This window comes from [Clostridium] cellulosi, assembly GCF_036762875.1.
Classification (GTDB): Bacteria; Bacillota; Clostridia; order Oscillospirales; family Ethanoligenentaceae; genus Ruminiclostridium_D; species Ruminiclostridium_D cellulosi.
The window spans coordinates 1-25540 of record NZ_JBAIZF010000014.1 but is presented as its reverse complement, the minus strand read 5'-3'; the positions used below and the strand labels follow the sequence as shown (position 1 = coordinate 25540).

23 protein-coding genes, 4 tRNA genes and 2 pseudogenes are annotated in these 25540 nt (G+C 47.7%); 24 read left to right on the top strand and 5 right to left on the bottom strand.

The window, feature by feature from the left end; translation table 11 throughout:
* The first annotated feature begins 233 nt into the window (after nt 1-233).
* The 11 genes and pseudogenes from ruvC to V6C21_RS03945 form a co-directional block, all read left to right on the top strand.
* Nucleotides 234-740: a crossover junction endodeoxyribonuclease RuvC gene (ruvC, locus tag V6C21_RS03995; RefSeq protein ID WP_034836793.1), complete on the top strand. Its 507-nt coding sequence runs from the start codon at nt 234-236 to the stop codon at nt 738-740.
* 21 nt (nt 741-761) lie between these two features.
* Complete coding sequence (gene ruvA / locus V6C21_RS03990; RefSeq protein WP_034836795.1) at nt 762-1355, top strand: Holliday junction branch migration protein RuvA; 594 nt, start codon at nt 762-764, stop codon at nt 1353-1355.
* 18 nt (nt 1356-1373) lie between these two features.
* Entirely contained in the window at nt 1374-2405 is a 1032-nt protein-coding gene (gene ruvB / locus V6C21_RS03985) for a Holliday junction branch migration DNA helicase RuvB (protein WP_034836798.1), read from the top strand.
* Between the two features lie 58 nt (nt 2406-2463).
* Entirely contained in the window at nt 2464-3816 is a 1353-nt protein-coding gene (gene glmM / locus V6C21_RS03980) for a phosphoglucosamine mutase (RefSeq protein WP_034836800.1), read from the top strand.
* 60 nt (nt 3817-3876) lie between these two features.
* Nucleotides 3877-4737 carry a class I SAM-dependent methyltransferase gene (locus V6C21_RS03975; RefSeq protein WP_034836803.1) on the top strand — a complete coding sequence of 287 codons (861 nt, stop codon included), beginning with the start codon at nt 3877-3879 and terminating at the stop codon, nt 4735-4737.
* A gap of 129 nt (nt 4738-4866) precedes the next feature.
* A complete protein-coding gene (locus V6C21_RS03970) occupies nt 4867-5748 on the top strand; it encodes an energy-coupling factor transporter ATPase (RefSeq protein WP_479268387.1) in 882 nt (293 codons plus the stop codon).
* Nucleotides 5730-6605 (top strand): energy-coupling factor transporter ATPase, encoded by an 876-nt coding sequence (locus tag V6C21_RS03965; protein WP_479268386.1) that lies wholly within the window; start codon nt 5730-5732, stop codon nt 6603-6605. The genes V6C21_RS03970 and V6C21_RS03965 overlap by 19 nt, the downstream gene beginning before the upstream one ends.
* Nucleotides 6599-7402, top strand: coding sequence for an energy-coupling factor transporter transmembrane component T family protein (locus tag V6C21_RS03960; RefSeq protein ID WP_034836807.1), 804 nt, complete (start codon nt 6599-6601; stop codon nt 7400-7402). The genes V6C21_RS03965 and V6C21_RS03960 overlap by 7 nt, the downstream gene beginning before the upstream one ends.
* A 26-nt stretch (nt 7403-7428) precedes the next feature.
* Nucleotides 7429-8205, top strand: a complete 777-nt coding sequence (gene truA / locus V6C21_RS03955; RefSeq protein WP_034836809.1) for a tRNA pseudouridine(38-40) synthase TruA — start codon at nt 7429-7431, stop codon at nt 8203-8205.
* A 50-nt stretch (nt 8206-8255) separates the two neighbouring features.
* Nucleotides 8256-9512: a DUF5711 family protein gene (locus V6C21_RS03950; RefSeq protein ID WP_034836811.1), complete on the top strand. Its 1257-nt coding sequence runs from the start codon at nt 8256-8258 to the stop codon at nt 9510-9512.
* 177 nt (nt 9513-9689) lie between these two features.
* Nucleotides 9690-9824, top strand: a pseudogene (locus V6C21_RS03945) (hypothetical protein); the annotation flags it as partial.
* Between the two features lie 2 nt (nt 9825-9826).
* Here the strand turns inward: V6C21_RS03945 and V6C21_RS03940 are convergent.
* On the bottom strand, nt 9827-10204 hold the full coding sequence (locus V6C21_RS03940; RefSeq protein WP_479268389.1) for a hypothetical protein: 378 nt from the start codon (nt 10202-10204) through the stop codon (nt 9827-9829).
* Here V6C21_RS03940 and V6C21_RS03935 point away from each other — a divergent pair.
* From V6C21_RS03935 to V6C21_RS03905, 7 genes and pseudogenes are all read left to right on the top strand, one after another.
* A complete protein-coding gene (locus V6C21_RS03935; RefSeq protein ID WP_479268388.1) occupies nt 10092-10361 on the top strand; it encodes a hypothetical protein in 270 nt (89 codons plus the stop codon). The two genes, V6C21_RS03940 and V6C21_RS03935, sit on opposite strands and share 113 nt — an antisense overlap.
* 143 nt (nt 10362-10504) lie before the next feature.
* Nucleotides 10505-11062, top strand: a complete 558-nt coding sequence (pgsA, locus tag V6C21_RS03930; protein ID WP_045085639.1) for a CDP-diacylglycerol--glycerol-3-phosphate 3-phosphatidyltransferase — start codon at nt 10505-10507, stop codon at nt 11060-11062.
* Nucleotides 11063-11135: 73 nt separating this feature from the next.
* A pseudogene (locus V6C21_RS03925) lies at nt 11136-13402 on the top strand (ATP-dependent Clp protease ATP-binding subunit).
* 134 nt (nt 13403-13536) lie between these two features.
* Nucleotides 13537-13610 (top strand) — tRNA-Gly (locus V6C21_RS03920).
* Between the two features lie 59 nt (nt 13611-13669).
* Nucleotides 13670-13746, top strand: a tRNA-Arg gene (locus tag V6C21_RS03915).
* Nucleotides 13747-13755: 9 nt separating this feature from the next.
* Nucleotides 13756-13832: transfer RNA gene (locus V6C21_RS03910), tRNA-His, on the top strand.
* Between the two features lie 45 nt (nt 13833-13877).
* Nucleotides 13878-13954: transfer RNA gene (locus V6C21_RS03905), tRNA-Gln, on the top strand.
* A gap of 143 nt (nt 13955-14097) precedes the next feature.
* On the opposite strand, the gene V6C21_RS03900 is transcribed toward V6C21_RS03905, so the two are convergent.
* The 4 genes from V6C21_RS03900 to V6C21_RS03885 all read right to left on the bottom strand — a co-directional run bounded on the left by V6C21_RS03900 (nt 14098) and on the right by V6C21_RS03885 (nt 17659).
* Nucleotides 14098-14421 carry a hypothetical protein gene (locus V6C21_RS03900; RefSeq protein WP_479268385.1) on the bottom strand — a complete coding sequence of 108 codons (324 nt, stop codon included), beginning with the start codon at nt 14419-14421 and terminating at the stop codon, nt 14098-14100.
* Nucleotides 14418-14801 carry an NAD(P)H-dependent oxidoreductase gene (locus tag V6C21_RS03895; protein ID WP_479268384.1) on the bottom strand — a complete coding sequence of 128 codons (384 nt, stop codon included), beginning with the start codon at nt 14799-14801 and terminating at the stop codon, nt 14418-14420. Before V6C21_RS03895 ends, V6C21_RS03900 begins: the two co-directional genes overlap by 4 nt.
* Before the next feature lie 327 nt (nt 14802-15128).
* Nucleotides 15129-16664 carry an ATP-binding cassette domain-containing protein gene (locus tag V6C21_RS03890; RefSeq protein ID WP_034836826.1) on the bottom strand — a complete coding sequence of 512 codons (1536 nt, stop codon included), beginning with the start codon at nt 16662-16664 and terminating at the stop codon, nt 15129-15131.
* Between the two features lie 308 nt (nt 16665-16972).
* Complete coding sequence (locus V6C21_RS03885; RefSeq protein ID WP_051492282.1) at nt 16973-17659, bottom strand: Crp/Fnr family transcriptional regulator; 687 nt, start codon at nt 17657-17659, stop codon at nt 16973-16975.
* Between the two features lie 112 nt (nt 17660-17771).
* Between V6C21_RS03885 and V6C21_RS03880 the strand changes: the two genes are divergently transcribed.
* The 6 genes from V6C21_RS03880 (at nt 17772) to cphA (ending at nt 25383) form a co-directional block, all read left to right on the top strand.
* Entirely contained in the window at nt 17772-18479 is a 708-nt protein-coding gene (locus V6C21_RS03880; protein ID WP_034836829.1) for a 4Fe-4S binding protein, read from the top strand.
* Nucleotides 18480-18517: 38 nt separating this feature from the next.
* Nucleotides 18518-20086 (top strand): hydroxylamine reductase, encoded by a 1569-nt coding sequence (gene hcp / locus V6C21_RS03875; protein ID WP_045085637.1) that lies wholly within the window; start codon nt 18518-18520, stop codon nt 20084-20086.
* A 117-nt stretch (nt 20087-20203) separates the two neighbouring features.
* On the top strand, nt 20204-20533 hold the full coding sequence (locus V6C21_RS03870) for a cupin domain-containing protein (RefSeq protein ID WP_479268383.1): 330 nt from the start codon (nt 20204-20206) through the stop codon (nt 20531-20533).
* A gap of 183 nt (nt 20534-20716) precedes the next feature.
* Nucleotides 20717-21844, top strand: a complete 1128-nt coding sequence (gene iadA, locus V6C21_RS03865; RefSeq protein WP_479268382.1) for a beta-aspartyl-peptidase — start codon at nt 20717-20719, stop codon at nt 21842-21844.
* 85 nt (nt 21845-21929) lie between these two features.
* Nucleotides 21930-22745 carry a cyanophycinase gene (locus V6C21_RS03860; RefSeq protein WP_479268381.1) on the top strand — a complete coding sequence of 272 codons (816 nt, stop codon included), beginning with the start codon at nt 21930-21932 and terminating at the stop codon, nt 22743-22745.
* Nucleotides 22693-25383 (top strand): cyanophycin synthetase, encoded by a 2691-nt coding sequence (cphA, locus tag V6C21_RS03855; protein WP_479268380.1) that lies wholly within the window; start codon nt 22693-22695, stop codon nt 25381-25383. Before V6C21_RS03860 ends, cphA begins: the two co-directional genes overlap by 53 nt.
* Nucleotides 25384-25540 lie beyond the last annotated feature (157 nt).

Genomic DNA, 25540 nt, shown 5'->3' with positions numbered 1-25540 from the left:
TTATTCATAGCGAATAGGAAACCTCCTTGCTTTGTTGGTGGGTTGCAGCTCAACTATAGCACAGGCTTTTCCTATTCGCTATCTTTTTTTATCCGCTAGTGTAACACATCTATTGTAATCCTACAAATACAGCGGCAGAACTTGACAATCCTTATGTTGCCCCTGATAACGACTTATGGTATAATGAAATAGTTTAAGACTATAAGGAATAAAAAGCAAACGGAGCGGATAAATTGATTATCTTAGGCATTGACCCGGGGTATGCCATTGTGGGCTATGGGGTCATAGAATACCGCAATTCCCACTATACAACCCTTGATTACGGGGCAGTTACAACTGAGGCAAAGACTGCTTTTTCCGACAGGTTGGCAAAGATTTATGACGGTATCACTGAGATTATAGAGAAGTGGAACCCCGAAGCCGTTTCGCTTGAAGAATTGTTCTTCAACAGCAACACTAAAACCGCTATTGATGTCGCGCAGGCGAGGGGAGTTATACTCCTTGCCGCAAAGAAGAGCGGTGTGCCTGTTTTTGAATACACGCCGCTTCAGGTAAAGCAGTCTGTTGTCGGCTACGGCAGGGCGGAGAAAAAGCAGGTCATGGAGATGACAAAAATGCTGTTGGGCCTTGCCAAAGTCCCGAAGCCGGACGATACTGCCGACGCATTGGCAGTGGCGATATGCCATGCCCATTCGTCAGGTTCTCTGATGTCGGGGTTGCTTAATCAAATTCCGCGGTAACAATAAGGCAGGAGATTTAAGATGATTTATAGTGTCAGCGGGGTTTTGACCTATGTTGAACCCACCTTTGCCGTAATAGAATGCGGCGGAGTAGGTTTTAAATGCCTCACTACGTCGAACACATTGAAAAAACTGCCGAGTATAGGTGAAAAAGTAAAGCTTTATACATATCTGAATGTCAGGGAAGACGCGCTCGACTTATATGGTTTCTTCGACGACAAGGAACTGCAGTGTTTCAAAATGCTGATTTCCGTGTCGGGAGTCGGGCCAAAGAATGCCCTTTCCGTCTTGTCCGAGATGACGCCGGAAAAATTCGCGCTTTATGTGGCGTCCGGTGACTCAAGGGCAATCCAGAAAGCTCAGGGAATCGGCGCAAAAACCGCCCAGCGCATTGTCCTTGAATTAAAGGATAAAGTGAGCGGGGAGCAGGCGGCGCTTGGGTTTACCGAAACAGAAATCCCGGCCTCTGCTTCCGGCAATATTGAAGAGGCGATAAGTGCGCTGATGGTTCTCGGGTATTCACGAAGCGAGGCGGCCTCTGCGGCGTCAAAGTCCGATGCTTCGCTTCCTGTTGAGGAAATTATCAAGCAGTCGCTGCGTCTGCTTGCCAAATAAATTAATGGTGAATAGTAGATGGAAACTGATTTTGAAAATCGCATTGTAACTCCTGTTGCATCACCTGAGGAAATGGACGCGGAAAGCTCTCTGCGGCCGCATTTTCTCGAGGAATATATTGGGCAGCAAAAAGCGAAAGAAAACCTCAAGGTTTTTATTGAGGCGGCAAAGAAGCGCGGGGAAGCGCTTGACCATGTCTTGCTTTACGGCCCTCCGGGCCTCGGCAAGACAACACTCGCCGGCGTAATCGCAAATGAGCTGTCGGTGAATATTCGCGTTACTTCCGGGCCTGCTATTGAGAAGCAGGGCGACCTTGCCGCGCTGCTGACGAATCTTGCGCCCCACGATATCCTCTTCATCGACGAGATACACCGCTTGTCTCACAGCGTTGAGGAAGTGCTTTATCCGGCGATGGAGGACTATGCCCTCGATATCATAATCGGCAAAGGCCCGTCGGCAAGGTCTATAAGGCTTGATTTGCCGAAGTTTACGCTAATCGGTGCCACAACCCGGGCGGGGCAGTTGTCCTCGCCTCTGCGCGACCGTTTCGGCGTGATTTTAAGGCTGGAGATGTATACCGTCGAAGAGCTGAGCAATATCATAATGCGAAGCGCAGGTATACTTGATATAAAATGCGACCCCGAGGGGGCGAAAGAGCTTGCAAGGCGTTCCCGCGGCACCCCGCGTATAGCGAACAGGCTGCTAAAACGCGTGCGCGATTTTGCTCAGGTCTGCGGCGACGGGGTAATAACCCGAGAGGTTGCGGCGCAGGCTCTTGACAGGCTGGAAATCGACCCGCTTGGGCTTGACAGCATTGACCGCCGTATACTTAGGACAATGATTACACATTATAACGGCGGACCGGTTGGCCTTGAGACGATAGCTGCGTCGGTCGGCGAGGAATCAGTCACTATCGAAGATGTTTACGAGCCGTACCTCTTGCAGATAGGGTTTATCAGCCGAACGCCGCGCGGACGGTGTGTTACTCCCGCAGCATATAAACATCTCGGGCTCACCGCGCCCGATGATGGCCAGCAAAGCTTTTTATAAAATTCAGATTCTCATAATAAACTATAGCGTAAACAAGTAATTGAAAGGCGGCAATTTTATGGGAAGACTTTTTGGGACCGATGGAGTAAGGGGCGTTGCAAACACTGAGCTTTCATGTGAACTTGCCCTTAAGCTTGGCAGGGCGGCTGCCATGGTGCTGACGGAGGAAACTCACCATCGTCCTCAGATTATAATAGGCAAAGACACCCGCATTTCTTCGGATATGCTTGAAGCCGCTATGACGGCGGGCATATGCAGCGTCGGCGCGAATGTTTTGGTTTTGGGCGTTGTCCCAACCCCGGCTGTGGCATATCTCGTAAAAAAGCTCGGCGCAGATGCCGGGGTTATGATTTCGGCGTCCCACAATCCCGCGCAGTATAACGGCATAAAGATATTCAGCGGCAGCGGATATAAGCTTTCGGACAGCCTCGAGGAAAAGATTGAAGCCATTGTCCTCGACGGGCTGGAAGAGCCGCCGATAAAAGCCGGGGACGGTGTCGGCCGCGTAATAAAGCCAAAGACCGCGATTGCCGATTACATAAATTATTTGAAGTCAACTATAAACACAGACCTTTCCGGACTGCGCATAGCGGTTGACTGCGCGAATGGCTCGGCCTCCGTCACAGCGCCTTTACTGTTCAAGGAGCTGGGCGCAGATTGTGAAATTATAAATGCAAATCCGGATGGGCTGAATATCAACGACGGCTGCGGCTCAACCCATATAGAGATGCTGAGCGAGTATGTAAAAGGCAACGGGTTTGATATCGGCGTAGCCTTTGACGGCGACGCGGACAGATGCCTTGCGGTCGATGAAGACGGCAACCTTATTGACGGCGACAAGCTGATTGCCATATTCTCGGCGTCGCTGAAAGAAAAGGGAAGGCTTAAGAGCAATACGGCTGTTGTCACCGTTATGTCCAATCTGGGCTTCTTCAAGTTTGCCGAAAGCCATGGCATAAATGCGGCAAGGACAAAGGTCGGCGACCGATATGTCCTTGAAGAGATGATAAACGGCGGCTATGTACTCGGCGGCGAACAGTCGGGACACATCATCTTCCTTGACCACGCCACCACCGGTGACGGCGAGCTGTCAGCCCTGCAACTGCTTGCAATCTTGAAGAACTCGGGCAAAAAAGCGTCTGAGCTTGCTTCAATTATGGAATGTTACCCGCAGGTCATGGTGAACGTCAAAGTCGGTTCTTCTAATAATAAGGATATAATAATGAAGGCTCAGGATGTTGCTGACGCAATCAAAAAGGCAGAGTTAAAGCTTGCCGATGAGGGAAGAATAGTGGTACGGCCGTCAGGAACGGAGCCGCTTATCCGCGTTATGGTTGAGGGCAAAGACCGCGATGAGATTACAAAACTTGCGGACGATGTCGCCGATGTGATACGCTCTCATGTGGGCTGAAGCAAACAGCCGTCCAAAATTTCAGGATACACAGAAATTGTTTTAGGGAGCAGCTTTTAAATGCGCGTAGCAAAAAACTGGAGAGATTTTCATATTATAGATACGTCCGATGGCGAGAAACTCGAACAATGGGGCAAATACACGCTTATCCGCCCCGACCCGCAGATAATCTGGAAAACCCCGCGCGAGAACCCGCTGTGGAACCGCGCCCATGGGCACTATATCCGTTCCCATGAGGGCGGCGGCCACTGGGAGAGCAACGGCTTGCCTAAGGAATGGAAGATAAATTACGGTGAGCTTACCTTTGCGCTGAAACCGATGGGCTTCAAGCATACGGGGCTTTTCCCCGAGCAGGCAGTCAACTGGGATTTTATGATGAAGAAGATAAAGGGTGCGGGCCGGCAGATAAACGTGCTGAACCTTTTTGCCTATACAGGCGGCGCGACCCTTGCATGCGCGGCGGCGGGTGCAAAGGTTTGCCATGTGGACGCCTCTAAGGGCATGGTGCAGTGGGCAAAGGAAAACGCCGCGCTCTCCGGCCTTTCGGACAAGCCGGTGCGATATTTAGTCGATGACTGCATAAAGTTTGTCTCGAGGGAGATCCGCCGGGGCAACAAGTACGACGCCATTGTAATGGACCCTCCTTCTTACGGCAGGGGGCCCGGCGGCGAAGTCTGGAAGCTCGAGGACGCCATATATGACCTCTTGATGCTCTGCGTCCAGGTGTTGAGTGATGACCCGCTGTTTTTCCTGCTCAATTCCTATACTACGGGCCTTTCGCCGTCAGTGATGGCATATCTCGTCGGCACGACGGTCGGCAAACGGTTTAAGGGGACTGTCACCGCCGATGAAATCGGGCTTCCCGTAAAAGAAACCGGATTGGTGCTGCCCTGCGGAGCGACCGCCATATGGCAGCGGTAACCGGCATTATTAGACGGGGAATCATTCAAAATTTTATAGTTATCGAAAATAACTTTCGATGTTTAATATGAATAAACAAACTATGCATGGACGGATAGTAATCCGCCTTGACTGAAGTTGGGAGTGCAAATGGAAAACGAGAGTATAAACCCTATACTTGAGACTCAAAACCTCGAGTTCACATATTCATATGAAGATGGAATAAGCAACAAGGTGCTTAACGGCATAAACCTTAAGGTGCCGTCTGGGCAGTTTTTGGCTATTTTGGGGCGGAACGGGTCAGGAAAGTCAACGCTCGCAAAGCATTTTAACGCGGTGCTTTTGCCGACAGGCGGCAAGGCATACGCGCTTGGCATAGATACCTCAGATGAGACAAGAACATATGACATAAGGCAAAACGTCGGCATGGTTTTCCAGAATCCGGACAATCAGATTGTCGCCACTATCGTCGAGGAAGATGTCGCCTTTGCGCTTGAAAATCTCGGCGTGCCGCCCGAAGAGATACGGCGGAGGGTAGACGAGGCGCTGAACGCTGTCGGCATGTATGAATACCGCAACCATGCGCCGCACCAGCTTTCCGGCGGACAGAAACAGCGCGTCGCAATAGCGGGCATAATAGCGATGAAACCGAAATGTATCGTGCTTGACGAACCCACCGCTATGCTTGACCCACGCGGAAGGCGCGAGGTTATCGAGACGATAATGAACCTAAACCGCGGCGAAAAGATAACGATAGTGCTTATCACGCACTTTATGGATGAGGCGGTCCGCGCTGACAGGGTGGTTGTGATTGACCACGGCAATATCTTGCTCGACGGCGCACCAAGAAGCGTCTTTTCAAACGTCGCGATGCTCAAGTCAATAGGGCTTGACGTGCCACAGGCGGCGGAACTGCTTTATGAACTCAACAAGTCCGGTGAAAAGCTGCCGCAGGATGTACTTACCGCAGAAGAATGTATTGACGCGCTTGCAACGCTTTTGGAGGAATCACATTGCCGAAAGATCCGATAATTAAGACAGAGCATTTAAGATATGTTTACAGCGAGGGCACGCCTTTTGAAAAGGCTGCAATCGATGACGTGTCAATCGAAATAGAAAAAGGCGAATTTGTAGGCGTAATAGGTCATACAGGCAGCGGTAAGTCGACATTTGTTCAGCATTTGAACGGGCTTTTGAAGCCCACGAGCGGGCGCGTACTTATTGACGGTCAGGATATCTGGGAAAAAGGCGTTGACAGGCGTAAAATAAGGTTCAAGGTTGGGCTTGTTTTTCAGTACCCAGAGTACCAGCTCTTTGAGGATACTGTTTTTAAAGATATATCATACGGGCCGAGAAATATGGGCCTTTCGGAGGACGAGATTGCTTCCCGCGTATATGAGGCTGCCGAATTTGTCGGTCTTTCGGAGGACCTGCTGGAGAAATCGCCGTTTGAACTTTCCGGCGGCCAGAAACGTCGTGTTGCGATTGCCGGCGTAATAGCAATGCAGCCTGATGTGCTGGTTCTTGATGAACCTGCCGCCGGCCTTGACCCCAAGGGTCGGGAATCTATCTTGCGGCGTATCCGCGAATACCATAAGGCCAGAGGGTCGACTATTCTGCTTGTTTCACACAGCATGGAGGACATCGCTGAGAACGCAAGCAAGGTTCTTGTGATGAACAAGGCCAAATTGGTTATGTATGATAGCGTCGACGCGGTTTTTGCCAGAAGCCAAGAACTGCTCAGCATCGGCCTCGACATTCCCCAGATAACAAGGGTGTTCATCGGGCTGCGCAAGCGCGGGTTTGATGTAAATGACTGCATATACACCGTCAAGGACGGCAAAAAAGAAATCCTGCGGGCGCTGAAAGAAGGTGGCGCAGGATGCTGAAGGATATCACGATAGGGCAGTATTTCCCCGGAGAGACTGTCATTCACAGGCTTGACCCGAGAACCAAGATAATACTGACAATTGCCTATATGGTGGGTCTGTTCTGCGCGGGAAGTTCGATATCTCTGCTCTTTGCCTGCCTTTTCATGGTCGCAATCAATGTAATAGCAAGGATACCCATAAAGCTGGTCTTAAAGGGCATAAAGCCGATAATCCCGATTATCATACTGACTTCGCTTATAAACGCCTTCTCAATCAGCGGCAGGGTCATCTTTTCGTTCTATTTCCTGAAGATGTCGTATGAGGGCCTGCGGCTTGCCATATTCGTATCGGTAAGGCTAATTTTCCTTATAGTTGGCACCTCTATGATGACTTACACGACGTCTCCGATCGCTATTGCAGACGGCATTGAAGAACTGATGGCGCCGCTGAAAAAGATTAAACTGCCGGTTCACGAGCTTTCGATGATGATGTCCATTGCGCTCCGGTTTATCCCGACGCTTATTGAGGAAACGGAAAAGATAATGAGCGCTCAGAAAGCCCGCGGAGCCGATTTTGAGAGCGGTAATCTAATGCAGAGGATAAGGGCGCTTTTGCCCATCCTGATTCCGCTGTTTCTTTCTGCGTTCAGGCGTGCGGAGGAGCTGGCGCTTGCGATGGACTGCCGCTGTTACCGCGGCGGAAATGGCCGCACAAGGCTGCGCAGGCTAAAAATGGAGAGCATTGACTTTGCCGCATACGGCGTTTTTGTATTCTATTTTGCCGCTATAATAGTATTTAACACTTTCTTTAGTTAATTATCCACGTTAATATGGGGGAAGATATGCGCAACATATGCTTGCACCTGAAGTTTGACGGCAGCCATTACCACGGCTGGCAGGTGCAGAAAAACGCTGTTTCCGTACAGCAGACGGTTCAGGATGCGATAGAAAAGGTGTTCGGCGACCGCCTCGATCTTACCGGGTGCAGCCGCACTGATGCCGGCGTACACGCAAACGACTATGTATGCTGTTTTTGTACCGAATCTAATATTGACACAACGCACATAATGAGGGCGCTTAATGCAAACCTGCCGGATGATATAGCTGTGACCGCATGCGAAGAAGTGCCGATGGATTTTCACCCGCGGTACAGCGCGTCGGGCAAAGAATATATTTATAGGATACACAACGGCCGGTTTAAAGACCCGTTCACCCGCGCATATACTTTCCATTATCCAAAGCCCCTCGATGTTATGAGACTCAATGAAACGGCGCAGGCTTTCTGCGGAAAGCATGATTTTGCCGCATTCTGTTCAATAAAGGCTGCAAGCCGCCACAGGCCGGATGAAACAGAAGACACTGTTCGCACTATCTATCTCGCCGAGGTTACCCGTAACGGCGACGAGGTTGTCTACCGTGTCAGGGGCGACGGCTTTCTGTATAATATGGTGAGAATAATGGTCGGCACCCTGCTTTTTTCAAATGGCGGAAAACTGACTTATGAGGGCCTTTCTGAAATAATCCGGTCAAAAGACAGGTTAAAGGCCGGCCCAACAGCCCCGGCGCATGGATTGTTCCTTAACAAAGTTTTTTATAACGAGACGGTTTTTAAACCTTGATTAAAAGACGATAAAACTATATAGATGGGTTTGAAAAGGGGGGAGGCATATTGAAATTAGTTCATGAAAATAAAAAAGGCAAAAGAACTAAGACAAAGGTTTACATAAATGACGACTATGACGACGATGAAGATGACGAAACATATGTCATAGAAAATGAACTAAAGGCTTACCGCGAAGCTCGGAAAGCCCGTTTATATAAAAAGAAACTACGCAGAAGACGCATAATCACATTGATTGCAGTAATAGTGCTGTCGGTTGTCATCTGCCTTGACTGGAATCTCGCTCCTTCGGCGCTTGCTGAAAGATTTCAAAACTTTCTGGGCGAATTCGGCAGGAGCAAATATCCAGTCCAGTTCGATGAAGGGTTGACAAAGGCAGCCGTCCCCGTTGGCCCGAATGTAGGGGTGCTTACAGATACCTCTTTTATTCTGTATGCGCACAATGGGGAAAAATTGGCCTCCCGCCCTCATGGGTTTAACTCGCCTGCCGCGGTTTCGGGCGGTGGAAGGGCGCTGATTTATGACCGCGGAGGGAGACAATTTAAAATTGAGACCCGTTTTGGCGAACCATTTTCCAAAACGGCAGCATATCCTATAACATCAGCAACGATGGGCAGCAAAGGGAACTTCGCTGTGATAACGCAGGCAGAAAATTATCTCAGCGAACTTACGGTTTACAGCAGTTCATATAAAGCGGTATTCAGATGGAATTCGACAAAGGGAAGGATATTAGCGGCGGCTCTGAGCCCAGATGGGAAAAAGCTGGCGGCGATTGTTACCGGCGCGAGAAACGGCACTATCTTTTCGGATATATATATCTTTGGACTTGACAGTGAAAAGCCGCTTGCGGTAAAACAATATACTGGTGACTTTCTATACTCAATAAGGTTTAAGGACAATAAGCGCATAGCTGCCGTCGGCGACCAGAAGTCGGTTTTCCTTTATACTTCCGGCGAGCAGAAATCGGAATACGATTATGGAGGCAAAGAGCTTATTGCCAGCGTGAATTTGGACGGGCCTACGGTGCTTGCATTTCGTGCCGACTCCGAAAAAACAAACATAGTGTCTCTTGACGGCGAGGGCAAGACGTTAGGCTCGGCGAAAATAAACGGCGCTTTGACAAGTGTTTCGGTAAATTCTAATTATATTGTCGCTTTGACGGACGGCAAAATTTTTACATCCAAAAGTAATTTGAAAGAGATATCAGAGACTTCAGTACCTGTCGGCGCGCTTTCGGCGATGGCTATAAAAAAGCATATCTTTTTGGTAGGTATACAGTCAGTCGAGAGGTACGACGTAAAATAACATTGCAAAAAATTGTTGACTTTTGTTGTAAAATATCTGACGGATATCTGATGGGAGACCTATATTTACCCCTTAAAATTAAAAAATCAGTTAAATGTGAGCTGCTTATAGCCTTCGGGCTGCTTGTAGCCTGCAAGGGTAAGTTGCTATGACTGATTTAGAAGGTGGTGAGCGGCCTTGAGTTTTGTTTTAGATGCTGCTGTAGTTTTTATATTTATTTCGATTGTTTTCAGATCGTATAAAAGAGGTTTCATAAGAACGGCAGTAGGACTTGTCGGGACAATAGCAGCTTATATTATTGCGTTTGAGTTCAGTTATCCGTTAGGTAATTGGATTGACAGTACATTTATGCAGAAATATGTCAATAATACAATTAATGGGCTTGCATCAAGCAATGGAGTAAATAGCACCGGCGTTTTCAGCGTTTCAAAAAGCCCTGCTTCATCAGGAGCTAATTTCACTGATATTTTGACCCAATTTAGTTCAAAGGCTATTGATGCTCTGATATCAGCGGCTTCGGTGCCATTATCCACGTTGATTTCAAGGTGTATTGCGTTTTTTATTATATTATCCGCATGTATGTTTGTTGTAGAGACTATCATTCGCATGCTGGATAGTATATTTAAGTTTCCGGTTTTGAACCCGCTTAACTCAATTGCAGGTGCGGCTGTTGGAGTTATCGAGGCTGTCATTATCCTGGCAATTTTGAGCACATTGCTGTCACTAATTTTGTCTTTGTGTTCTTTGCAGGGAAATCAGCTGATATCGATAAATACAATAGAATCTACCCACATTTTTAAGTATGTTTATAATGTTAATCCTTTAACTTACAAGTTGTTAAAAGCATGATATTATGATATTATAATACTACTTTGAGAAAATAAAGTTTGAATCATTCTAAAATCATTCTACAAATAGAACACATAAGGCAAGTATATCTTCTATGCTTTCGACAGCCTTTATATGACCTGAGCAGAGAGGGGACTATATTAATGTCCGGCAATCAGTCGCATGGCATTTTGGGTTTAGGGATACCAAACTTGCTATCAATTTTTCGCCTTATACTCATACCTGTCTTTGTAGTATCCTACTTTTCCAACTTGCAATATTCCGGAATAATTGCTGCGGGAGTATTAATACTTTCGGGGCTGACAGATATATTTGACGGAATTATTGCACGCAAATTCAATATGGTATCAAAGCTTGGCAAAATCCTTGACCCACTTGCCGATAAACTTACGCAGGCGACTGTCTGTGTTTGTCTTGTGATAAAGAATGTCGCGCCAATCTGGATCTTATGTATTCTGATTTTAAAAGAATTTGTAATGATTGGAGCAGGTGCGAATATCATAAGAAAAGGCAAAGAAATGATGTCGTCAAAATGGTTCGGAAAACTTGGAACTGTAGTTTTCTATTTCGCGATGATTCTTATTATTGCTTTCCGGCCATCACGCTTGGTTATTTACGTCCTTCTAATCCTTGTTCTGGTATTTATGCTATTTTCACTTGTAATGTACATCCCCTATTTTTTCAAAGTAAATTCAAAATAGGATTAGAAATGGGCATGACGACAGTTGATTTTTGATATACTCGTATTATGAAGTAAAGAAGGGATAAATTATTATGATATGTACTCGCTGTAAAAAGCGTATGGCGGTTGTTTTTATTACGAGAGTTGAAAATGGAAAAACGATAAATGACGGACTTTGCATTCAGTGTGCAAGGGAGCTTGGCATTAAGCCTGTAAATGATTTAGTCGAGAAGATGGGCGTAACAGATGAAGATATAGAGAACATGGGTGCAGAGCTTGAGAACCTGATGAATCAGGCTAATGGCACTGACGAAGACGGATTTGAACCAGGAGGAGCGAAGACATATCCATTCCTTGAGAATATATTTGGCGGACAAAGCAGCGGAACCAATAATGAGAAGACAAAGGAAAGCAGCCATTCGCGCGAAGGCAAGTCTCCGAAGCGGAAATATCTTGATAATTATTGCATAAATTTGACCGGCAAAGCGAGAGACGGGAAGATTGACCGCATTGTAGGCCGCGAAAAGGAGATTTACCGTGTTGAGCAGATACTCTGCCGCCGCACGAAGAACAATCCGTGCCTCATCGGTGAGCCGGGTGTCGGTAAAACCGCAATAGCCGAGGGCCTTGCGCTTAAAATTGCGTCCGGAAACGTGCCTCCCCGCTTGGCTGACCGTGAAATATACCTGCTCGATTTGACGGCACTTGTGGCAGGAACGCAATTCAGAGGCCAATTTGAAGGCAGGATAAAAGGGCTTATCGACGAAGTAAAGAAGGCAGGGAATATAATCCTGTTCATCGACGAGGTGCATAATCTTGTCGGCACCGGCGATGCTGAAGGCTCTATGAACGCGGCGAATATTTTGAAGCCGGCTCTTTCAAGGGGCGAAATTCAGGTTATCGGCGCTACCACTTTTGAAGAATACAGAAAATATATTGAAAAAGACGCTGCCCTTGAGAGACGCTTCCAGCCTGTAAAGGTTGAGGAACCGTCGATTGAGGACACCGTAAAGGTCCTTTTGGGGATTAAAGACTATTACGAAAAATATCATTCGGTAAAAATCGACGATGAACTTGTCTCGAAGATAGTAAGGCTTTCGGAGAGATACATTTCTGACCGTTTCCTCCCCGACAAAGCCATTGACCTCCTTGATGAGTCTTGTGCATGTGCCGCACTCCGCAACAAGGCGGCGTCTGAGCTTGCCAGCGTTGAACGCAAACTCGCAAGCCTCAAGGCAAGGCACAGGAAGAGCAGCTTATCCAGTCAGAGGGACAGGATATATACAAGCAACTCGCCGATGTTAAGGCCGAGGAGTGCCGCCTTTTGGCAAAGGCTCAGGGGCTTCGTGATGCTTCCGGCGATATTTCGGTTACTGAAGACGACGTCTCGAAGGTAATCGAGCTGTGGACAGGAATTCCCGCGAGCCGTATCCGCGAACAGGAATTCCAGCGCCTTGCTACCCTTGAAGAAACATTAAAGAAGAGAATAGTCGGCCAGGACGAGGCAGTCAGCGCTGTGTCAAACGCTATAAGGCGCAGCAGGGTTCAGATAAGCCCCCGCAAACGCCCCGCGTCGTTTATCTTTGTCGGCCCCACAGGCGTTGGCAAGACCGAACTGGTCAAGGTGCTGGCGGCCGAGCTGTTTGATACACCTGATACGCTGATAAGGCTTGATATGTCCGAATTCATGGAGAAACATGCGGTTTCAAGGATAATCGGCGCACCTCCGGGATATGTCGGATATGATGAAGCCGGCCAGCTCACAGAAAAGGTAAGACGTAAGCCGTATTCGGTAATACTTTTCGACGAGATTGAAAAGGCACATCCCGATGTTCTTAATATCCTGCTTCAGATTCTCGATGACGGCAGGGTAACGGATGCGCACGGACGTACGGTTAACTTTGAGAATACAGTAATAGTTATGACGTCAAACGCAGGCTCTGACCGCAAGGGCAGTTCGCTGGGATTCAACCGCGAACCGGTGATGATGGTTAAGGAAAAGGTTATGAAAGCGCTTTCGGATTTCCTGAGACCGGAATTTTTGAGCCGCGTTGACGAAATAGTTGTTTTCAATCCTCTCTCAGAGACCGATTTTAAGGCCATAGCCGGCCTTATGTTGGATGAGTTAAAACAATCAATGGCACTAAAGAAAATTGAGCTAAGCTGGGATGAGAAGCTTATAGACGCCCTTGTTAAAAAATCATATGGCGGCAAGTTTGGAGCCAGGGATTTGAGGAAAAACGTGCGCCGTGAAGTTGAGGACCGCATTGCCGGTATCCTTGTTGCACGCGGCAGTGAAAAGATATCAAGTGTTGAGCTGTCTGCCGACGGGGATAATATTACTGCTGTGGCGTTTTAAGTCCGCTGGTAACTAAATTCGATATATTTTTGCTAATAGCGCTTGACATGCGGCGGTTGTTATGTTATAATCACAATCGCCGCGAAAAAGCGGCAAACGAAATGCATCATATAGCGTTTCGAAGCTATAGAGAAGCGGGTGTAGTTCAATGGTAGAATTCCAGCCTTCCAAGCTGGCCGCGTGGGTTCGATTCCCATCACCCGCTCCAATTTTTTTCTGCTGTCATGCCGGAGCTTGTTTCCTGCGCCCTTGATGGCGGTATCGGATGCGCCTGTAGCTCAGGTGGATAGAGCAACTGCCTTCTAAGCAGTGGGTCGGGAGTTCGAGTCTCTCCAGGCGCGCCAAGAAATATGGTGGGTATAGCTCAGTTGGTTAGAGTGCCAGGTTGTGGCCCTGGAGGTCATCGGTTCGAATCCGATTACCCACCCCATAATAATTTGAACACGCGGATAACACCGCGTGTTCTTATGCATATTGGGATGTAGCCAAGTCGGTAAGGCAACGGACTTTGACTCCGTCATTCCGCAGGTTCGAGTCCTGCCATCCCAGCCATAAAAAAAGCACGCTTTTGGCGTGCTTTTTTTATTATAGCTTTTGTGTATCATTTCACTTAGGCGGACAGCGCTGAATAGCAGTCCGCCTCATTCAGATTAATCAAGATGAATAGCGACTATTCACAACCTCAATCTTAATTTTTAAGTTGCCGTTTTCCAGGGACGACTTTTTCCCAGCCAACCTTTTGCTTCCCAGTAATCATAGTCAACTGGGTTTATCTTTACGCGTTTTTGAAAAATCCGCATTAAATAGAACAGTACTTTTACTTTGAAAGACGGCGTCACATTGTTTTGACGCTTTTTCAATTTCTGTGCAATCCGGTTGATTTTTTTCTCAATTTTTTGCTTTTTGCTCGCTGAAACTGATTCCCATGAGGTTGCCGCAACGGCTACCCCATATGTATATATCCGCCCTACGCCCCAGAATTTCAGGCTGTCTGCCATATCTTTGTTGGTAGATTTCATGCTGCGCCTCCGGCTGTGGAGATACATACTGCCTGTTTTGAGAACATTTTTTCTGACGGTCTGTGAACCATCCACCGGTAGGCATAGTGGTCAAGCAGGCTTTTCATCTGACCGGTTACATGCAACACATAAACGGGCGAGGTAAGTATTAATATATCGGCTTCGTCTATGCTGTCAGTAATAGGCTTTATAAACGAATAGTCCGGGCATTTTGCTTCGTCTTCTATTATGCAGCGAGTACAGCCGCGGCATTGTTTCGGCATATCCTTTGGTAGAAATACCTCTTTGATTTCATCTGCATTGAGCTTATCGGCCAGCATGCGTCCGATAGTATAGGTGCTGCCTTTGTGGTTTGTTCCGCTGATTAATAATACTTTCATAATACATTTCCTCCGTCCAAACTTATGAGTATGGAAGATATGCACATAGAGAGTTTTTATCAAGCACAAAGACTGCTGTTAAATTGATAGCAATCCTAAATGAAAGAATAATGGGTATCCCTTCAAGCAAGAAAACTGTCAGCAACAGAAGAAGATTAGTCTCAATAGGCATTATTGCCTTCACATTTCAAACATTATGTCAATATAATACTATTTATTTCATAACAATGTCAACTTTTTCATAGCCGTTTAAAGTTTAAATGCAAAAAGCGCATTTTACCGGGTTATTACGTCCCGATAAAATGCGCTTTTAACTTTGCAGCTGCACTAAATTCTTGCCTCATTGAGCCCATTTGGGGTCAGCTCCAGAACCTTGGTGCAGACTTCGTTTATATATTTTCTGTCGTGCGAAACACTGATAATTGCCCCTCCGAACGATTTGAGGACATCCCTGATGACCGGGTTCGAAAGTGGCGAAAAGTTTCTTGTAGGCTCGTCGAGAATAAGCACGTTGCACCCATCCAAAATCATCTTTAAGAACAGAAGCTTTGCTTTCTGCCCGCCGGAAAGCTCAGATATCCTGTGCTCCATTTCATCGGAGGTATATTTGACGCTGCCGAGAAATGTTTTTATTTTTGTAATTTCATCCTTTTCGCCCGTCACTGACAAAAACTCAACGGGCGTTTTGTCTGCAACCAAAAGATCGTCGTAATTCTGCGGCATATAGGCGGCTTTAATATCCTGCCGGGCGAGCAGATTTTCGGCGATTTTTTTAAGCAGCGTCGTCTTGCCGATGCCGTTTTTGCCGATTATACATATCTTGTCCCTGCCTGATACGAAAAGCTCGATATTTTCAGAAAGAATCCGGTCTTCAATGCTCAGCCTGTCGAGTTTAAAATCAAGGATGGTTTTACCACTCGGAACGGCGATATCGTCCCCGAATTTCAGCATGATTGCCTCTTCGACGTCGGGAATTTGCGTCATATTCTCATGCTCGCGTTCAAAACGCCTTCCCATAGACTTGACGGCTTTCATTTTCTTTTTAAGAAGCCGTCCGCTATGCGGGTCGGCACGCGAAACTGTTTTTTGACGGTGTTCCACTTTCGATTGTATCTGACGAAATTTAATCATCTTTTTTTCATAGTCGCTGCGCTCTTTCCGCGCTATTTGTTCCTGATGGGCAAGTCTTGACAAACGCTCACTGATATACTGCGCGTAAGGCATTTTCGCGACTGTCCAGCGGGATTTGGTTTTGCGACGCTCCTGTTCAAGGTGGATTACAACGTTTGCGGTGTTTTCAATAAGCGTCTCGTCATGAGAGACAAAAAGAACCGGAATCCCGCATGAATTTATAAATTCCTCAAGCCATTTAAGTGTATCTATGTCAAGGTCGTTCGACGGTTCATCGAGTAAGAGCATGTCCGGGCGCTCCATTAAAATGCACGCAAGCTGTAATTTCACCTTTTCTCCGCCGGAAAGGGAACCAACTTTCTGGTCGGAATAAAACGTATCGGCCCTTATTCCAAGTTCCGACGCGATGTCGCCGAGTGCCCTCGGCGTGAGGTTGAAAAAAGCGGGCCACGCGGAGCAGAACTCATAAACGGTCATTTGTTTTTGAAATTGTGTCAGTTCCTGCGCAAGGTAGCCCATACTGCCGCCCCTGATAATTTCTCCGGTATATTCGGCGTAATCCTCGACAAGCTTTGGGTCGTAAATCAGTTTGAGAAGCGTTGATTTGCCGTTGCCCTCTTCACCGATTATGACCGCCTTGTCGCCGGGGTTGAGCGTAAAGGAAAAGCCGTTTAGAATTTCTCTTAAATCCTTTAAATGCGTAATATTAAGGTCTTTTATCTGTAATAGCATAAAATCACTCCCTGAGCAAAAAAAAACTGCCTTCGGCGTTGCCGAAAGCAGATTAAAGCAGATTATTGAAAAGCAAAGCTAACCCTGATAAAATCAGGGCCTATATGAGCTTTAAGGCTTATAATCTAAATTTCGGCAACAGAAATTCAGCCCGCAAAATAAGCGGACTTTTACAAACAATTCTGTTATACTCGAAAAATAGATTATAAGCGCATCTTTCCACCCATCTCATTAATTTGTAATAAGTATAACATAAGATATTTAGTTGTCAAGCGGTTTATTATATTCTTCTGAGACAGTGACGAGTATCAAACCAAATCACAGAGCGCCTGCTTATCCAGAACAGAGAACGTATTCCTGTTGAAATCGATAAGCCCCTCTTTTTTCATTCGCGAAAGCTCTCTTGACATAGCGCTCCTGTCCACGTTGAGAAAATCGGCAAGCTCTGTGCGGCTGTAGGGTATTTCAAACCGGTCTTTGCCTGTTTTCTCAATCTGTGAGAGCAGGTATGACGCGATTTTCTGACGCATACCCTTGAGGGTCAGATAGGTTATCTTGTTGTTCATAAAGAGATTTTTCTGGGCCAGCACCTTGAGCATATTCTGTATCAGTCTTGAGTGAAATTCGCAGGCGTTGTTGCAGGTATGAACGACCCTGCCGTAATCGATAAAAACCACCTCTGCCTCTGTTGCCGCCATGACGGCAACGGGGGATTTTTTTATGCCTGCGCAGACAAACACCTCAGCAAACGTGTCGCCGGCTGTGAGTGCCGAGAGTATAACCTGCCTGCCGCTGATATCTTCTTTCAGAATCTGCACTGTCCCGCTGATTACAATGCCGAAACTGTCTATTCTGTCACCCATGTTTATTATAAATTCATTTTTGCTGTAAGTTACCTTTTTTGCCCTGAGGCATTTTAAAATCGCCTCGAGTTCTTCAGGCCTGATACCTTCAAATAGGCTCATCTTCAATAGAATGTCGCTGATTTTTGCCACTCCCAAAGACTCCTTAAAAATTTCTATTATTGTTGCTATGGCAACAGAATTTTGCGGTATAACCTAATATAATTTAACCACAGAAAGAACAGCAAACCAATAGGAGGTTTTTATGATAAGAAAAATTATAAAGATTGACGAGGAAAAATGCAATGGCTGCGGCCTTTGCGCAACGGCCTGCCATGAGGGCGCAATAGGCATAGTTAACGGCAAGGCGAAGCTTTTGCGCGAAGATTACTGCGATGGCCTCGGCAACTGCCTGCCTGTCTGCCCGACAAATGCTATCTCATTTGAGGAGCGGGAAGCGGCGGAGTATAACGAGGCGGCTGTAAAAGCAAAGAAGGAAGCGGAGCGGGCTAAGGCCCCGTTTGTCTGCCCCGGTTCACGCATGAGGACCCTTGAGAGGAATCGCCCTGCCGAACCCGCAAAGGCAGCGGATAACAGTCAGGTTATTTCCGAACTGCGCCAGTGGCCGGTTCAGATAAAGCTTGTCCCGCCGAACGCCCCGTATTTTAATGGCGCACACCTGCTTATCGCGGCGGACTGCACAGCTTACGCCTATGCTAACTTCCATAAAGACTTTATGAGAAACAAGATAACATTAATCGGCTGCCCGAAGTTGGATATGGTCGATTACACCGAAAAACTCACCGCCATCATCTCGATGAATGAGATTAAGAGCGTATCAGTCGTCAGGATGGAAGTCCCATGCTGCGGAGGCATTGAACATGCCGTCAAAGAGGCTCTCCGCGCAAGCGGCAAGATGATTCCGTGGAGTGTCACCGTAATCGGCACAGACGGCACAATTATTGAACAGTAATTTTATATAAATAAAATTTTATTTTTGGAGGAATTGCAATGTCAGAAATGTTTTGTTTTCAGTGTGAACAGACAGCTAACGGAACAGGGTGCAAATACGCAGGAGTATGCGGCAAAAGTGCCGCAACGTCAAACGCTCAGGATGAGCTCACCTGCGCTCTAATTGCTTTGGCCAATGCCGCAAACAAGGCGGGCAGGTCAAAGAAGACCGATTCTCTTATTGTAGACGGGCTGTTTATGACCGTCACAAACGTAAACTTTGATACTACAAGGATAAACCAATTTAAAGACGAGGCAATAGCGGAGAAAAACCGCCTTGCAGAAGAAATCCCAGTACCGGCGGCGAAGTCGCTTTTCGACGGGGACAAAGATATTGTCTCCCTGCGTTCAACACTGCTTTTCGGTATGCGCGGCATGGCGGCCTATGCTCATCACGCCGGTGTACTTGGCCTCTTTGACGACGAGGTAAACGCATGGTTCTATAAGGGCTTGCCGGCGCTTTTGACAGAGCACTCAGTCGACGAGTGGCTGTCGCTGCTTATGGAATTCGGTCAGGTCAACCTAAAGTGCATGGCCCTGCTGGATAAAGCAAATACCGGAACATACGGCACGCCTGAGCCCACAAAGGTTACATGCAATATAGAGAAAGGCCCGTTCATCGTTGTCAGCGGCCACGACCTGCATGACCTCTATGAGATTTTGGAACAGACGAAGGACAAGGGTGTCAACATTTACACCCACGGTGAGATGCTGCCGGCTCACGCTTATCCTGAGCTTAAGAAATTCCCGCACCTCAAGGGCAATTTCGGAACGGCATGGCAGAACCAGCAGAAGGAATTCGACAATATTCCCGCCCCGATTCTTTTCACAACCAACTGCCTTATGCCGCCGAAAAGAAGCTATGCGGACAGGGTATTTACGACTTCAGTTGTCGGTTATCCCGGAATTGCACACGTAAAGGTGGATAGCAACGGCAAAAAGGATTTCACAGATATTATAAACAAGGCTTTGGAACTGGGCGGATATGCGGAAGACCGCCATATGTCCGGCATCAACGGCGGCGATACACTGACCACTGGATTTGGCAGGGGAGCGGTGCTGTCGGCTGCGGACAAGATAATTGAAGCGGTAAAGACCGGCGCGCTCAGGCACATATTCCTCGTCGGAGGCTGTGACGGCGCAAGGCCGGGCAGAAACTACTACACCGAATTTGTAAAGCAAACCCCGAAAGATACGGCTGTATTGACGCTGGCCTGCGGCAAATTCCGCTTCAACGACCTTGACCTCGGCGAAATCGGCGGACTTCCGAGGGTCATGGATATGGGTCAGTGTAACGACGCCTACAGCGCCATTGAGGTTGCCGTCGCCCTCGCAAAGGCCTTTGATTGCGGCGTAAACGACCTGCCGCTGACGCTTGTGCTTTCCTGGTATGAGCAAAAGGCAGTCTGCATTCTCCTGACCCTGCTGTCCCTCGGCATTAAGAATATCTATCTCGGCCCGACGCTCCCGGCGTTTATCTCAGATAATGTCCTCAATCTCCTCATTGAGAAGTTCTCCATCAAACCAATTTCAACACCAGAAGCAGACCTTAAGGCAATCCTCGGCTGACGCGTGCATTAAATTAAATGCCGCCCCAAGCCGCCCCAATACCTGCACTTTTCAGTCAACATCGCTTTTACTTATATATTTCACTGATATAATGGCATTATATTAGGGGTGATGTTAATGCTTAAGAATATTGACTTTGAGAGCGTTATTCCGCTTGAAAAAACGGTCGCGTATCAAAAAGGCCAGATTGTCAGCAAGACGATAGCGCAGAATGACGCTGTAAGTTTAACACTGTTCGCGTTCGACAAGGGTGAGGAGATAAGCACCCATTCATCGAGCGGGGACGCAATGGTTTATATCCTTGACGGAAAGGCTCAAATCACAATCGACGGCAAGAAATACGATGTTCAAAAAGGCGAGACGATTGTAATGCCTGCGGGCAAGCCCCATGCGCTGTTTGCGACTGAACAGTTCAAGATGTTCCTTATCGTTGTTTTCCCATCATAAAATTTAATTTAAAAAAGAACCCGAAAGAGAAATCTTTCGGGTTCTTTTTATATTTTTGAATTATGACAATTTTTAATGTTAATAATAAGTCTGGCATGTGCATTTAAATGTGACAATTTTGAATAACAAGAGATCGCCGCCCAGTCAGACGGCGGCAGGGCTTTAAAGAGTTGATTAACATTGATGACGTTATTAAAGAATATAAACTGTAGCTTTCCGCAGGGCGAAAGACTTAGTGATATGCTGATCTGCGGGGATAAAATCGCTAAGATACGCCCCTGCGGTGAAATTGAAATGCAGGGGATTGTCGATGAAGTTGTCGACTGTGAGGGCAAAAGGGCATTTCCCGGCATAATCGACCAACACGTCCATATAACGGGCGGCGGCGGTGAACAGGGCTTTTCGAGCAGGGTATCGAGAATAGATATACGCGATATACTTAAGTCAGGGGTAACTACCGTATGCGGGCTGCTCGGCGCCGACGGGGTTACGAGAAATCTGACGGACCTGTACGCCACCGCAAAATCCCTTGAGGCGGAGGGCATAACGGCGTTTATCTATTCCGGAAGTTATGCCATGCCGCCGCTGACAATTACAGAAAGCATAACAAAAGACCTTGTCCTCATCGACAAGGTTATCGGCGCGGGGGAGATAGCGATTTCAGACCACCGCTCATCCCAACCTTCGCCCCAAGAACTGGCAAAGCTCGCGTCACAGGTTCACCTCGGGGGCATGCTGTCGGGGAAGGCCGGCGTCATGCACATTCATGTCGGAGACGGCAAAGGCGGCCTAAAACCGATAATAGACACCGTTGAGCAATACGATTTGCCGGTTAATATGTTTGTGCCGACCCACCTAAACCGAAGCCCGGAGCTTTTCGGGGAGGCTATGGAGTTTTGCAGAGCGGGCGGCAATACGGATTTTACAGCCGGTGAAACAGTCGGGGTTCCAGTGCCGAAAGCGGTCAAGAAATTCTATGATTCCGGGCTGCCGATGGCTAATGTCACAGTAAGCTCAGACGCAAACGGCAGCATACCCGGCGGCGGGGCAAGCAAAATTCAGGTCATATACGACGATATATGGCACATGATAATGGAGGAAGGGCTGCCGCCCAACCTTGTTTTCAGCCTTGTGACTGAAAACGTGGCAAAGCGCCTGAAACTGTACCCGAAAAAGGGCGCTTTGAAAGAGGGCAGCGACGCTGACATACTTATAGTTGACAAAAATTATAATGTAGACAAGCTGTACTGCATGGGAATATTAAAGATTGACGGGGGAAGGCTTGCTTACAGCAATTCCGCAAGAGACTGAGAAATTCAAGACAGAGCCGATATAGATATGACTTGCGCTGCAGTCATTTGCGGAATAGCTTTAGGTCCGAACCCGGGAGGAAGTTATGGAGGAAGTGTCAAAAGGTTATCTAATAATAATCGGAGGCGCCGAAGACAAAAACGGCGACAGTGAAATCTTGCGGCAGGCAAAACAAATGATGGACGACAGCGATTGGTTGACGGTTTTGACGACAGCGACGGAAAAGCCGCAGGAAGTTGGAAAAGATTATGCAAAGGTTTTTGAAAGGCTCGGCATAAAAAAGATTAATGTGCTCAATATCAATACCCGCGATGATGCCGAGAATGAGAGAAACTGTGAAATAATAAAGAAATCCCGCTGCCTTTTTATGACCGGCGGCGACCAGCTGAGGATCACCAGTATTCTCGGCGGGACCAGAGCCGGCAAAGAAATTATAGAGCTTTATAAAAACGGCGGCATAATAATGGGCACGAGTGCCGGCGCCTCGGTGATGAGTTCGACGATGATCGTTCAGGGCAACGACAACGAACCGGCCAGAAAATGCACCTTAAAGATGGCTCCGGGACTGGGACTTTTTGACGGAGCAATAATAGACCAGCACTTTGACCAGAGAGGGAGGTTTGGGCGGCTTTTGTGCGGTGTCTGCGAGAATCCAGACGTGCTCGGGATCGGCATAGATGAGAACACCGCGATAAAGCTGTTCCCAGACAATCACTTTGAGATAATCGGTAGCAATGCTGTAACGATTATCGACGGCAAGACAATCAAAAGTTCCAACGTTTCAGAGCTTAAACCTGATGAAATTCTGGCAATCACAGGCGTTACGGTACATGTCCTGCCAAAGGGATATGGCTTTGATTTCAATGAAAGAAAGGTTCTGCGTCTTAAGAATGGAGACTGACAAGATCTCAATATGGGATTATACGATTTTCCCCGGACGTAATATATACAGTCACAGACCTGTCATGAAGATGATTGTGGATATCGGAAAATACGGCGATATCCCCACTAAGGACATTAAAGGGTTCAATGAAAAGCTGATAAAGGCATTCCCCGGGCTTCGCACAAACTGCTGCGGGCTGGGGTATGAGGGCGGCTTTCTTGAGAAGCTGAAGGCCGGCACATATTTGGGTCATGTCCTTGAGCATGTAATACTGGAAATGCAGTATATGCTCGGATATGACGTAAGGTACGGCAAAACCCGGCTTCTCAAAGAACCCAATGTCTATTACCTTGTTTTTGAGTATAAAAACGAGGTATGCGGTCTGGAATGTTCAAAAGCCGCGGTGTTCATACTGAACTCATTTATCCGCGGCGAAGATGTCAATATAGATGAATTCCTCGACTATCTGCGGCGGGCTTCGCAGGACGGCGAACTCGGTCCCAGCACTTCCGCAATAGTCGAAGAGGCGAAAAAGCGGCATATACCGATAACCCGCATAGGGCACGAAAGCCTTGTCAGACTGGGATACGGCCGCCACTCAAGGCTTATCGAGTCGACGCTGACGGATGCCACTTCGTGCATATCCGCTGATTTGTCCTCAAACAAGCAACTCACAAAGGCGCTGCTCAGCGAGCACAAGATTCCCGTCCCATATGGCAAGGTGGTTTTTTCGGAGATCTCTGCCGTAATGGTAGCAAACCAGATAGGCATGCCCGTTGTCATAAAGCCCTATGACGGCAATCAGGGAAAAGGTGTTTTTCTTAACCTTAAGACCAATGAAGAGATAAAAGAGGCATACAGGGAAGCCTCTAAGTTTTCAAACGGCATAATTGTCGAAAAATTCGTAAAAGGGCGAGACTTCCGCATATTAGTAGTAGGGGACAAAGTCTGCGCAGTCGCGGAGCGCCTGCCCGCCTCAGTCACAGGTGACGGAAAGCATACAATTAAAGAGCTTGTCGATATCGTTAACAGCGACGAAAACCGGGGCGAAAGCCACGAAAAGGCGCTGACAAAGATAAAACTCGACAGCGTGTCCCGGAACCTGCTTCGGAAGAACGGCCTTACTGAGGATTCTATTCCCGAACCGGGTCAGGTCGTGGTTCTGCGTCAGAACGGCAATCTCAGCACCGGCGGCACAGCAATTGACTGCACCGATATAATCCATCCTGAAAACGCTCAGCTCGCGGTAAGCGCCGCAAAGGCCATCGGCATTGATATTGCCGGGATCGACGTTGTCGCCGAGGATATCTCAAAGCCAATAACTGAGACCGGCGGCGCGATAGTCGAGGTGAATACGGCGCCGGGTATCCGCATGCACTTATACCCCAGCGTCGGCAAGCCGCGCAACGTCGCCAAGGACATCGTCGACCTTTTGTTCCCGAAAGAGGAGGACTACAACTTCCCCATTGTTTCAGTTACGGGAACAAACGGCAAGACGACGACTGTGCGCCTTATCCATCATGTTCTGGGCCTTTGCGGCAAGACGGTCGGCATGACAAGCACAAGCGGAACCTATGTCGGGAACAAATGTATCTGCCGCGGTGACAATTCAGGGCCTATCAGCGCAAAGACTCTTCTGTCCAATAAGGAGATAGACGCGGCGGTACTTGAAACGGCACGAGGAGGCATTGTCCGCGGCGGGCTCGGATACGACCTTGCCGACGTCGGTGTCATAACCAACATAACCGGCGACCACATAGGGCTTGACGGCATTAACACCCTTGAGGATTTGGCATTCGTCAAGTCGTTGGTCGTCGAGGCGGTCAAGGAAAACGGCGCGGCGGTGCTCAACGCCGAAGACAGCATGACGCCGAAAATATTAAAGCGGGTCAAGGTGCGGCCGATTCTGTTCTATAAAGACGAGGAGCCGACACAGGTGACCCGGACCGTAGACTGCGTAAAGGTATTTACAAAAAACGGAACGATAAAGATTAAAGACGGGGCAAAGACTCTGGACGTAATAGATGTGAGCGATATCCCGATAACCTGCGGCGGCCTTATCGAATGTAATATTGAAAACAGCCTCGCCGCGGTATCGGCACTTTATGCGCTCGGCGTCCCGATTCCAGTTATCAGCGACGGCCTCAAAAGCTTTGATGACAATAAAGGCCGGTTCAACCTTTACAAGCTCAACGGTTTCCGCGTCATGCTTGACTATGGCCACAATCCGGCAGGGTACAGGCAGGTTATAAAAACATGCAAAAAGCTCGGCTATAACCGGATTATCGGCGTAATAGGCATGCCCGGCGACAGGCAGGACAGCGCCATGAGAACGGTGGGCGAGATGTGCGCAGAGGCGTTTGCGAGAATCATAATTAAAGAGGACGAAGACCTGCGCGGCAGAAAAAGAGGCGAGGTCGCGGGCATATTCTATGACGCCATAATTAAGAAAGGCTTTGATAGGAATGCTGTCACTATAATTGAAAAAGAGTCTGACGCCCTCCGCGCAGCGGTCGAGGAGGCCAGAAGCGGCGATCTTATCGTAATGCTTTATGAAAAGCTCGAGCCGCTGCAGGAATACCTTGAATCGCTGGGCGCAAAAAATGCTTTCCCGCTGGCTGTGCAGGAGAAGAAAACATTTGAGTTATTAGCATGACATTGCAGCATAAAACAAAAAGCCGCGGCATATCTGATCCGCCCCTGTCAATGTAGACCAGGGAAATAATTAAAACATGGTTATTGAATAGCTACTGCCAAATGGTGGTAGCTCTTTTTATGCAGCAAACTTTGCCTTGTACTTCAGAATCCGTTTG

Excerpts from the sequence above, each read along its gene's own strand:
- ruvA (WP_034836795.1), top strand. The coding sequence starts at position 762 with ATGATTTATAGTGTCAGCGGGGTTTTGACCTATGTTGAACCCACCTTT.
- ruvB (WP_034836798.1), top strand. The coding sequence starts at position 1,374 with ATGGAAACTGATTTTGAAAATCGCATTGTAACTCCTGTTGCATCACCT.
- glmM (WP_034836800.1), top strand. The coding sequence starts at position 2,464 with ATGGGAAGACTTTTTGGGACCGATGGAGTAAGGGGCGTTGCAAACACT.
- V6C21_RS03975 (WP_034836803.1), top strand. The coding sequence starts at position 3,877 with ATGCGCGTAGCAAAAAACTGGAGAGATTTTCATATTATAGATACGTCC.
- V6C21_RS03970 (WP_479268387.1), top strand. The coding sequence starts at position 4,867 with ATGGAAAACGAGAGTATAAACCCTATACTTGAGACTCAAAACCTCGAG.
- V6C21_RS03960 (WP_034836807.1), top strand. The coding sequence starts at position 6,599 with ATGCTGAAGGATATCACGATAGGGCAGTATTTCCCCGGAGAGACTGTC.
- truA (WP_034836809.1), top strand. The coding sequence starts at position 7,429 with ATGCGCAACATATGCTTGCACCTGAAGTTTGACGGCAGCCATTACCAC.
- V6C21_RS03935 (WP_479268388.1), top strand. The coding sequence starts at position 10,092 with ATGTTTGTTGTAGAGACTATCATTCGCATGCTGGATAGTATATTTAAG.
- V6C21_RS03940 (WP_479268389.1), bottom strand. The coding sequence starts at position 10,204 with ATGACAGCCTCGATAACTCCAACAGCCGCACCTGCAATTGAGTTAAGC.
- pgsA (WP_045085639.1), top strand. The coding sequence starts at position 10,505 with ATGTCCGGCAATCAGTCGCATGGCATTTTGGGTTTAGGGATACCAAAC.
- V6C21_RS03900 (WP_479268385.1), bottom strand. The coding sequence starts at position 14,421 with ATGAAATCTACCAACAAAGATATGGCAGACAGCCTGAAATTCTGGGGC.
- V6C21_RS03895 (WP_479268384.1), bottom strand. The coding sequence starts at position 14,801 with ATGAAAGTATTATTAATCAGCGGAACAAACCACAAAGGCAGCACCTAT.
- V6C21_RS03890 (WP_034836826.1), bottom strand. The coding sequence starts at position 16,664 with ATGCTATTACAGATAAAAGACCTTAATATTACGCATTTAAAGGATTTA.
- V6C21_RS03880 (WP_034836829.1), top strand. The coding sequence starts at position 17,772 with ATGATAAGAAAAATTATAAAGATTGACGAGGAAAAATGCAATGGCTGC.
- hcp (WP_045085637.1), top strand. The coding sequence starts at position 18,518 with ATGTCAGAAATGTTTTGTTTTCAGTGTGAACAGACAGCTAACGGAACA.
- V6C21_RS03870 (WP_479268383.1), top strand. The coding sequence starts at position 20,204 with ATGCTTAAGAATATTGACTTTGAGAGCGTTATTCCGCTTGAAAAAACG.
- iadA (WP_479268382.1), top strand. The coding sequence starts at position 20,717 with ATGACGTTATTAAAGAATATAAACTGTAGCTTTCCGCAGGGCGAAAGA.
- V6C21_RS03860 (WP_479268381.1), top strand. The coding sequence starts at position 21,930 with ATGGAGGAAGTGTCAAAAGGTTATCTAATAATAATCGGAGGCGCCGAA.
- cphA (WP_479268380.1), top strand. The coding sequence starts at position 22,693 with ATGGCTTTGATTTCAATGAAAGAAAGGTTCTGCGTCTTAAGAATGGAG.